The following is a 10,708-nucleotide window of genomic DNA, read 5'->3' on the forward strand; positions in this document are numbered from 1 at the left end:
CGCTTTCCGCGGGGGTATTTCGGGCCGACGGCCGACAACGCAATGACTATTGGTCCGGTGCCAAATCCTAATGTCGCAGGCCCGCCGCACCGAACACCTGCGGATTAATTCTGGTCACTCTTCAAGTTAGGGATGTCTAGGGGGGTGATGAGGGGGGCTGTGAGGGCTGGCGGGTGACAAGACTGTCCCGGGTAGGGCGAACCATCTGCCATCGCGGGCTGCCCGTCTGCTGTCGCCCCGGAGGGATGACGACACATGTTGCGTACGGAGTTGATCCGGCCGCTCCCCGAGTTGCTGGTCCACCAGGCCCGGCACTTCGGAGCCAAGGTCGCCTACCGTGACGCCCGGCGGAGCGTCAGTTACACCGATCTGGAGGCACGGACCCGGCGACTGGCCGGACATCTCGCTGATTTGCTGTTGCAACCGGGTGATCGTGCCGTGATCTGTCTGGGCAACCGCGTCGAGACCGTCGAGAGCTACTACGCCATCACGCGGGCCGGCGCCATCGGCGTCCCGGTCAACCCGCGCAGCAGCGACGCGGAACTCGCCCACCTCCTCGACGACAGCGGCGCCCGGATCGTCGTCACCGACCACCCGCACGAGGAACAGCTGCGGCGCCTGCTGCCCGACCGGCCCCACCTGACGGTGGTCCTGGTCGGCGACGAGCCGCTGCCGCCCGGCTTCCTCTCCTACGAGGCCTTCGCGACCCGTGAGCCCGCCACGCCGGCCCGGGACGACCTCGGGCTCGACGACGTCGCATGGATGCTCTACACCTCCGGAACCACCGGCAAGCCCAAGGGAGTCCTCTCCACCCAGCGCAACTGCCTGTGGTCGGTGGCCGCCTGCTACGTGCCGGTGCCCGGACTGGGCCCCGAGGACCGGGTCGTCTGGCCGCTCCCCCTCTTCCACAGCCTCTCGCACATCGCCTGCGTGCTCTCCGTGGTGGCCGTCGGCGCCACCGCGCGCATCGTCGACGGCCTGTCCGCCGAGGACGTGCTGACCGCACTGGAGGAGGAGCGCGCCACCTTCCTGGCCGGCGTCCCCACCCTGCTTCACTACCTGCTCGACGCCGCCCGTGACCGCGGCTTCACCGCCCCCCGGCTCCGGGTGGCCCTGGTCGGCGGCGCGGTCACCACCGCCTCGCTGCGCCGCTCGTTCGAGAACGTCTTCGGCATCCCCCTCATCGACGCCTACGGCTCCACCGAGACCTGCGGCGCCATCACCGTCAACTGGCCCTCGGGCGCCCGGACGGAGGGCTCCTGCGGACTGCCGGTGGTGGGACTGGGCGTACGCCTGGTCGACACGCAGACCGGCGAGGACGTCGCCAACGGCCGCGAGGGCGAGGTGTGGGTGCGTGGCCCGAGCGTCATGGCCGGCTACCACAACCAGCCCGAGGCCACCGCGACCGCCTTCCACGACGGCTGGTACCGCACCGGCGACCTGGCCCGCTGCGACGAGGCCGGATACTTCACCATCACCGGCCGCAGGAAAGAACTGATCATCCGCGCGGGGGAGAACATCCACCCCGGCGAGGTGGAGGAGGTCCTGCGCACCGTCCCCGGCGTCGCCGACGTCGCGGTGGTCGGCAAGCCGCACGACGTGCTCGGCGAGGTACCGGTCGCGTTCATCGTCCCCGGCCCCCGGGGACCGGACACCGAAGCGCTGTTCGCCGCGTGCCGCGACGGCCTCTCGTACTTCAAGGTGCCCGAGGAGCTCTACGAGATCGAGGCGATCCCGCGCACCGCCTCCGGCAAGATCGTCCGACACCGGCTCCTGGAAACCCCCGCACGGCTGCGCGCCACCAGCAGCGGCCTGTACGACTCGCTGTTCCGCGTCGACTGGATACCCAGCTCCCCGCTCCCGCTCGGCGGGGCCCGGGACGGGCAGCGCGGCTGGGCCCTGGCCGGCCCCGACGTGCTCGGCGTGGCCGCCGCGCTGCGCGGCGCCGGCATCCCGTGCGAGGTCCCCTCCGACCGGGCCGCCGTCCCCACCCCGGCCGACGGCACCGACGTCCTCCTCCTGGACCGCACCGCCTACGACTCCGGCGCGGGCATCGAGGAGTTCACCGCCTCCCTCCGGGACCGGCTGGCCGACGACCACGACCGGCACGTCACGCTCGTCGTGCTCACCCGGCGCGCCGTGGCCGCCGGTGACGGCGAGGACGTGCTGGATCCCGCGCACACCCCGCTGTGGGGCCTCGTCCGCGCCCTGCAGACCGAGTACCCGGGCCGGCTCGTCCTCGCCGACCTCGACACCGACGGCCTCGACGCCGACGGCGCACGGCCCCTGGTCGCCGCGGTCGACGCCGGCGAGCCGCAGTTCGCCGTCCGCTCCGGCGTCGCCCTCCTGCCGCGCCTGGCCCGCGTCTCCATGGACGTCGAGGAGGCGCCGCGTCCGCTGCTCGATCCCGACGGGACGGTCCTCGTCACCGGCGCCGCCACCGCCCAGGGCGCGGTCCTCGCCCGCCACCTCGCGACCGCGCACGGCGCCCGCCACCTGCTCCTCGCCCACACTCCGGGCCACGGCGACGAGAGCGTGCAGAGCCTGTGCGAGGACCTCACCCGGACCGGCGTCCGCGCCACCGCCGTCGCCTGTGACCCGAGCGACCGGGCCGCCCTCTCCGCACTGCTGGACGATCGGCGCAGGCCCCCGCTGACGGCCGTCGTGCACGCGGAGGAGATCACCGGCACCGGCACGGTGTCCGCCGCCGCCCACGCCCTGCACGACCTGACCGTCGGCCTCGACCTGCGCGCGTTCGTCCTGTGCTCCTCGCCCGTCGGCATCCTCGGCGCCCCCGGCGCCGGCGACATCGCCTCCGAGTGCGCCGCCCTGGACGCCCTGGCCCAGCACCGGCGCGCCGACGGCCTGCCCTCCCTGTCCCTGTCCTGGGGCCCCTGGGCCGACGGCGCCGCCGCGAGCGCCGCCCCCTACGGTGCGGGCGAACTCACCGAACAGCAGGCGCTGGTGATGTTCGACGCCGCGCACGCCCTGGGAGAGGCCGCGTTCGTCGCGATGCGCCTCGACAACGCTGCCCTCCTCACCGGCCCCGTCCCCGCCCCGCTGCGTGGACTGATCGACACCACGGCCCGCCGGGAACCGGCCGGCAACGCCGGCCTGCGCGGCCGGCTGGAGGACCTGCCCGAGGAGGAACGGGAGGAGCACCTCCTGCGGCTGGTGCGCGACGAGACCGCCACCGTCCTCGGCCACGACGGCACCCAGGACGTCCGGGCCGACCGCGCCTTCAAGGAGCTGGGGTTCACCTCCCTGATGGCGGTCTCCCTGCGCGACCGGCTCAGCACCGCCACCGGACTGCGGCTCCCCGCCACCAGCGCCTTCGACCACCCCACCCCCCAGGCCCTGGCCCGGCAACTGCTGCGCGAGGTCTACGGCGGGCCGGCCGACGAGCCCGCCCCCTCCGCCCGCCACGCGGCGGCCCCCGACGACGACCCGATCGCCATCGTCTCGATGGGTTGCCGGCTGCCCGGCGGTGTCTCCTCGCCCGATGACCTGTGGCGCCTCGTCGCCGACGGCGGCGACGGCCGCTCCCCGTTCCCCGCCGACCGCGGCTGGAACCTCGGCGACCTGTACGACCCCGACCCCGACGCGGCCGGGAAGTCCTATGTCATGGAGGGCGGCTTCCTCGACGACGTCGCCGGCTTCGACGCCGAGTTCTTCGGGATCTCCCCGCGCGAGGCCGTCGCGATGGACCCGCAGCAGCGGCTCCTCCTGGAGACCTCCTGGGAGGTCTTCGAACGCGGCGGACTGGACGTAAACGCGCTGCGCGGCGCCGACATCGGCGTCTTCGCCGGGTCCATGTACCACGACTACACCACCCGCGCGGTACGGTCCGCCAAGGAGGTCGAGGGCTACCTCGGCGTCGGCGGCGCCGGCAGCGTCGTCTCCGGCCGGGTGTCCTACACCTTCGGCTTCGAGGGCCCCGCCGTGACGGTGGACACCGCCTGCTCGTCCTCGCTGGTCGCCCTGCACCTGGCCGCCCAGGCGCTGCGCACCGGGGAGTGCTCCCTGGCGTTGGCCGGCGGCGTCGCCGTGATGTCGACCCCCGGCAGCTTCGTCGAGTTCTCGCGGCAGCGCGGCCTCGCCCCCGACGGCCGCGTCAAGGCCTTCGCCGCGGGCGCGGACGGCACGAACTGGTCCGAGGGAGTGGCCCTGCTGCTCCTCGAACGGCTCTCCGACGCGCGGCGCAACGGCCACGAGGTCCTCGCCGTCGTGCGCGGCAGCGCCGTGAACCAGGACGGCGCGTCCAACGGTCTGACCGCGCCCAACGGCCCCTCGCAGCAGCGGGTGATCCGCCAGGCCCTGGCCAACGCCCGCCTCTCGCCCGGCGACGTGGACGCGGTCGAGGCCCATGGCACCGGCACGCCCCTCGGCGACCCGATCGAGGCCCAGGCCCTGATCGCCACCTACGGCCAGGAGCGCTCCGGCGACGACCGGCCGCTGTGGCTGGGCTCGCTGAAGTCGAACATCGGACACGCCCAGGCCGCCGCCGGCGCGGCGGGCGTGATCAAGATGGTGCAGGCCATGCGGCACGGGGTGCTGCCGAAGACGCTGCACGTCGACGCCCCCACGCCCGAGGTCGACTGGACCCGCGGCGCCGTCGAACTCCTCACCGAGTCCCGGCCCTGGCCCGAGACCGGACACCCGCGCCGCGCGGGAGTGTCCTCCTTCGGGATCAGCGGCACCAACGCCCACGTCCTCCTCGAACAGCCGGAGGACCCCGCGGCCCCGCCCGCCGGTGGACCGTCCCCGGCCGGTACGCCGGAACGCGCCCTGCCCGACGGACTCCTCCCGTACGTCCTGTCCGCCAAGTCCCCCGAGGCCCTGCGCGCCCAGGCCGGACGCCTCGCCGGCCTCCTCGGGGCCGAGGACGCCCCCGACCCGGCCGACGTCGCCCTCACCCTCGGCGGACGCCGGGCCTTCGACCACCGGGCGGTCGTCGTCGCCTCCTCCGCGCAGGAGGCCCGCACCGCCCTGACCGCCCTCGCCGACGGCGACGGCACCACCGGCACCACCACCGGCGGCCGGCTCGCGTTCGTCTTCTCCGGCCAGGGCGCCCAGCGACCCGGAGCGGGCCGCGAACTGTACGACGCCTTCCCCGCCTACGCCCGCGCCTTCGACGCGGCCTGCGCCGCGCTCGACCACGGGCTCGAACGCCCCTTGCGCGACATCGTCTTCGCCGAACCCGGCACCCCCGAGGCGGGCCTGCTCGACCGGACCGCCTACACCCAGGCGGCCCTCTTCGCCGTGGGCGTCGCCCTCTACCGGCTCGTCGAGTCCTGGGGCGTGCGCCCCGACCTGGTCGCCGGCCACTCCATCGGCGAGCTCGCCGCCGCCCATGTCGCCGGCGTCTGGTCCCTGGAAGACGCCGCGACCCTCGTCGCCGCCCGCGGCGCGATGATGCAGCGCCTCCCCGAGGGCGGCGCCATGATCGCCGTACAGGCCACCGAGGACGAGGCCGTCGCCGAGACGACCGGGGCGGTCGCCGTCGCGGCGCTCAACGGCCCCGAGGCCGTGGTCCTCTCCGGCGACACCCCCGCCGTCGAGGCGGCGGCCGCCCGGTTCGCGGCCCTCGGCCGCAGGACGAAGAGGCTGCGTGTCTCGCACGCCTTCCACTCGGCCCGCATGGAACCCATGCTCGACGCCTTCCGCGACGTCGCCGCCCGGCTCGACTTCCACGCCCCGGACCTGCCCGTCGTCTCCAACCTCACCGGCACCCTCGCCGACCCCGGCGAACTGCGCACCCCCGACTACTGGGTACGGCACGTCCGCGGCACCGTCCGCTTTGCCGACGGCCTGCGCACCCTGCGCGAACAGGGCGTCACCACCGTGCTCGAACTCGGCCCCGGCGGCGTGCTGACCGCCATGGCGCAGGACGGCCTCCCCGAGGACGTCGACTGCGTGGCCGCCCTGCGCGACGGTCGGCCCGAACCCGCGACGCTGCTCACGGCCGTCGGCCGCGCCCACACCAGGGGCGCCCCCGTCGACTGGACCGCCCTGCTGGCGGGCGGCGCCGCCCGCCCCGCCCCCGCCGTCCCCACCTACGCCTTCCAGCACCGGCGCTACTGGCTCGACGCCACCCCCGCCGCCGGCGACCTGGACGCCGCGGGCATCACCGCGGCCCGGCACCCGCTGCTCGACGCGACCGTGGAAGTGCCCGAGGCCGACGCCGTCACCCTCACCGGCCGCCTCTCCCCGGCCGACCGGCCCTGGCTCGCCGACCACGCCGTCGGCGGCACCGTCCTGCTGCCCGGCACGGCCCTCGTCGAGATGGCCGTCCGGGCCGGCGACGAGGTCGGCTGCGGCAGCGTCCGCGAACTCGTCCTGGCCGCACCCCTGGTCCTGCCCGAAACCGGCGCCGTCCGCATCCGGGTGCACGTCGGCGCCCCCGACAAGGCCGGGGACCGCCCCGTCTCCGTCCACTCCCGCCCCGACGGCGACGAGGGGCCCTGGACCCGCCACGCGAGCGGTACCCTCACCGCACCCTGCGACGCACCCGCCCCCGACACCGGGGCCTGGCCCCCGCCGGGCGCCACGGCCGTGCCCGTCACCGACTTCTACCCGCGGCGCGCCCGCGAGGGCTACGCCTACGGCCCCGCCTTCCAGGGACTGCGCGCCGCGTGGACGCTCGGCGAGGAGACCTTCGCCGAGATCGCCCTCGACGACGAACACCACGACGACGCGGCCCTCTTCGGCCTGCACCCCGCACTCTTCGACGCCGCCCTGCACCCCAGCGCCTTCGGCGCCGTCGACGAACCCGCCGACGGATCCCGTCTGCTGCCCTTCGCGTGGCACGGCGTACGCCTGCACGCCACCGGTGCCGAGGCCCTGAGGGTACGGCTCACCCCCACCGGAGAGAACGCGGTCGGCCTGCGCGTCACCGACCCCGCCGGCGCACCGGTCGCCGACGTGGACTCCCTGGTCCTGCGCCCCGTGGCCGCCGAACGGCTGCGCGCCACCGGCCCGACCGGACACGAGTCGCTGTTCCGCACCGAGTGGACACCGCTGACGGTCACGGCCCGCCCCGACGGCCTCGACGGCGTTCGCGTCCTCGACGCCACCGGCGACGGCACCCGGCCCGAGGACGTGCACGCGCTGACCGCACGCGTCCTCGCACATCTCCAGACGTTCCTCGCGGACACCGGGACCGACGGGGCCGCGCGCCTCCTCGTGCTCACCCGCGGCGCCGTCACTGTCCGCGACGGCGAGACCGTCACCGACCCGGCCGCGGCCGCCGTGTGGGGCCTCGTGCGCTCCGCCCAGTCCGAACACCCCGGCCGCCTCGTCCTCGCCGACACCGACACCCTCGACACCTCCCGCGACGCGCTCACCGGGGTCCCCGCCGTCGCCGACGCGCTGGAGGAGACTCAGTTCGCGGTACGGGACGGCGAGGTCACCGTGCCCCGCCTCGTGCCCGCCGCCGCACCCGCCCTGGCCGTCCCCGGGGGCACCGGCGCCTGGCACCTCGACACCACCGGGCCCGGCACCCTGGAGAACCTCGCCCTCGTGCCGGACGCCGACCCCGGACCCCCGGCCCACGGCCAGGTCCGCGTCGCCGTCCGCGCCGCGGGCATCAACTTCCGCGACGTCATGATCGCCCTGGACATGTACCCCGGTGACGCCGCGATCGGTGGCGAGGCCGCCGGCGTCGTCCTCGCCACCGGCCTCGGCGTCGACGGACTGGAACCCGGCGACCGGGTCATGGGACTGTTCCCCGGCGGCGCCTTCGGCCCCGAGGCCACCACCGACCACCGCAGGCTCGTCCGCGTCCCCGCCGGCTGGACCTTCGCCCAGGCCGCCGCCGCGCCCATCGCGTTCCTCACCGCCCTCTACGGCCTGCGCGACCTGGCCGACGTCCGGCCCGGTGAGACCGTCCTCGTCCACGCCGCGGCCGGCGGCGTCGGCATGGCCGCCGTCCAGATCGCCCGCCACCTCGGCGCCGACGTCTTCGGCACCGCGAGCCCCGGCAAGTGGGACACCCTGCGCGCCGGGAGACTCGACGACGCCCACATCGCCAACTCCCGCACCACCACCTTCGAACAGCGCTTCCTCGACACCACCGGCGGACGTGGCGTCGACGTCGTCCTGAACGCCCTGGCCGGCGAGTTCGTCGACGCGTCGCTGCGTCTGCTCCCGCGCGGCGGCCGCTTTCTGGAAATGGGCAAGACCGACATCCGCGACGCCGCCGAGGTCGCCGAACGCCACCCCGGCGTGCGGTACCACGCCTACGACCTCGTCGAGGCCGACCACGACCGGGTGCGCGAACTGCTCGACGAACTCGCCAGCCTCTTCGACCGCGGCGCCCTCACACCCCTGCCCGTCACCGCGTGGGACGTACGCCGGGCCCCGGACGCCTTCCGGCACCTCAGCAGGGCCCGCCACACCGGCAAGGCCGTACTGACCCTGCCGCACCGGCCCGACCCCGACGGCACCGTCCTGGTCACCGGGGGCACCGGCTCCCTCGGCGCGCTCGTCGCCATGCACCTCGTCACCGCCCACGGCGCCCGCAACCTGCTCCTCACCAGCAGGAGCGGCCCCGACGCACCCGGCGCCCGCGAACTCGCCGCCGAACTCACCGCACTGGGCGCGAACGTCACCGTCGAGGCCTGCGACGCCGCCGACCGCGCCGCGCTCGCCGCGCTGCTGGCCTCGGTCCCGGAGACCGCGCCCCTCACTGCGGTCGTGCACACCGCGGGCGTCGTCGACGACGGCGTCCTGGCGTCCCTCACCCCCGTGCGGACGGCCGGCGTTCTGCGGCCCAAGGCCGACGCCGCCCTCCACCTGCACGAGCTGACCCGGGACCTCGACCTCGCCGCCCTGGTGCTGTTCTCCTCGGCCGCGGGCACCCTGGGCAACCCCGGACAGGCCAACTACGCGGCCGCCAACTCCTACCTGGACGGTCTCGCCCGCGTCCGCCGGTCCGAGGGACTGCCCGCCACGTCGCTCGCCTGGGGCCTGTGGTCCCACGCGAGCGGCATGACCGGCACCCTCGCCGAGGCCGACCTGCGGCGCACCGCCCGCGACGGCATGGTGGGACTGACGGCCGAGGACGGCCTGGCCCTCCTCGACGTCGCCCTGACGAGCGCCGAACCGGTCCTCGTACCGACCCGTCTCGACCTCGGCGTACTGCGTGAACGTGCCGCGTCCGGCACCCTCCCACCGATGCTGCGCGCGCTCGTGCGCGCGCCGCGCCGGACGGTGGCCGCCGCCACGGCCGCCGGTCACACCCTGGCCGAACGGCTCGCCGGACTCCCCGCGGAGGAGAAGGCCGCCCTCGTCCTGGACGTCGTCCGCCGGGAGGCGGCCACCGTCCTCGGCCACGCCGACGCCTCACTGGTCGTTCCCGAACGTGCCTTCAAGGAGGCCGGGTTCGACTCGCTCACCGCGGTGGAACTGCGCAACCGGCTCACGAAGGCGGCCGGCACCGGACTACCGACGACGGCCGTCTTCGACTACCCGGCGCCCACCGCCCTCGCCGACTACCTGCTCAAGGCCGTCGACCAGGAGTCCGACCCGGTCACCACCAAACTCGACGCCCTGGAAGCGGCGCTCGACGCCCTGCTGGCGGAGGAGCTGGAGCACTCCCGCATCCACTCCCGCCTGCGCTTGCTCGGATCGCGCCTCGAAGAGGCCGGCCTGGTCGGTGGCCCCGCCGAGAACACCGACCGGGCCCGGCAGCTCGAAGCCGCCTCCGCCGACGACGTATACGCCTTCATCGACAACGAGCTGGGGCTCGGCTGACCCGCCCTCAGGCACCCCAAGAGGAGATCAGGTTCCATGACCGACGAGAAGGCGCTCACCTACCTCAAGCGGGTCTCGGCCGAGCTGCAGCAGACGCGGGAGAAGCTGCGCGATGAGCAGAACCGGCGCACCGAACCCGTCGCCGTCGTCGCCATGGGGTGCCGACTGCCTGGCGGAGTGACCTCGCCCGAGGGCCTGTGGCGGCTGGTGTCCGACGGCGTTGACGCCGTCGGCCCCTTTCCCGCCGACCGCGGCTGGGACCTCGACGGCCTCTACGACGCCGACCCCGACGTGTCCGGCACGTCCTACGTCCGTGAGGGTGGGTTCCTCGACGACGTGGCCGGCTTCGACGCCCCGTTCTTCGGGATCTCGCCGCGCGAGGCGCTGGCGATGGACCCGCAGCAGCGGCTCCTCCTGGAGACCTCCTGGGAGACCCTGGAGCGCGCCGGGATCGACCCCACCGCCCTCAAGGGCGAGAGCGTCGGCGTCTTCACCGGCGTCGCCGGGCAGGAGTACGCCCCGCGCATGGGCACCGGCTCCGAGGAGATCGAGGGGTACGTCCTCACCGGCGGCGCCGGCAGCGTCGTGTCCGGCCGCGTCTCCTACACCCTCGGCATCGAGGGCCCCGCCGTGACGATCGACACCGCCTGCTCCTCGTCCCTCGTGGCGATCCACCTCGCCGCCCAGTCGCTGCGCTCGGGCGAGTGCACGCTCGCCCTCGCGGGCGGCGTGGCCGTCATGTCCACCCCGGGCGCCTTCGTGGAGTTCTCCCGGCAGCGGGGCCTCGCGGTGGACGGTCGCGTCAAGGCATTCGCCGCCGGCGCCGACGGCACCGCCTGGGCCGAGGGCGTGGGCGTGCTGCTGCTGGAGCGTCTGTCGGACGCCCGCCGCAACGGGCACGAGGTCCTCGCCGTCGTGCGCGGCAGCGCCGTGAACCAGGACGGCGCGTCCA

General features: G+C 74.9%; 2 protein-coding genes. Both read left to right on the forward strand.

Going from position 1 to position 10,708, the window contains the following annotated elements:
* The first annotated feature begins 255 nt into the window (after positions 1-255).
* On the forward strand, positions 256-9,756 hold the full coding sequence (locus tag ABEA26_RS32870) for an SDR family NAD(P)-dependent oxidoreductase (RefSeq protein WP_345597306.1): 9,501 nt from the start codon (positions 256-258) through the stop codon (positions 9,754-9,756).
* A gap of 36 nt (positions 9,757-9,792) precedes the next feature.
* Positions 9,793-10,708 (forward strand): beta-ketoacyl synthase N-terminal-like domain-containing protein (locus ABEA26_RS32875; protein WP_345597307.1); only part of this gene is annotated, 916 nt, incomplete at its 3' end.

This window comes from Streptomyces marokkonensis (genome assembly GCF_039539045.1).
Taxonomy (GTDB): Bacteria; Actinomycetota; Actinomycetes; order Streptomycetales; family Streptomycetaceae; genus Streptomyces; species Streptomyces marokkonensis.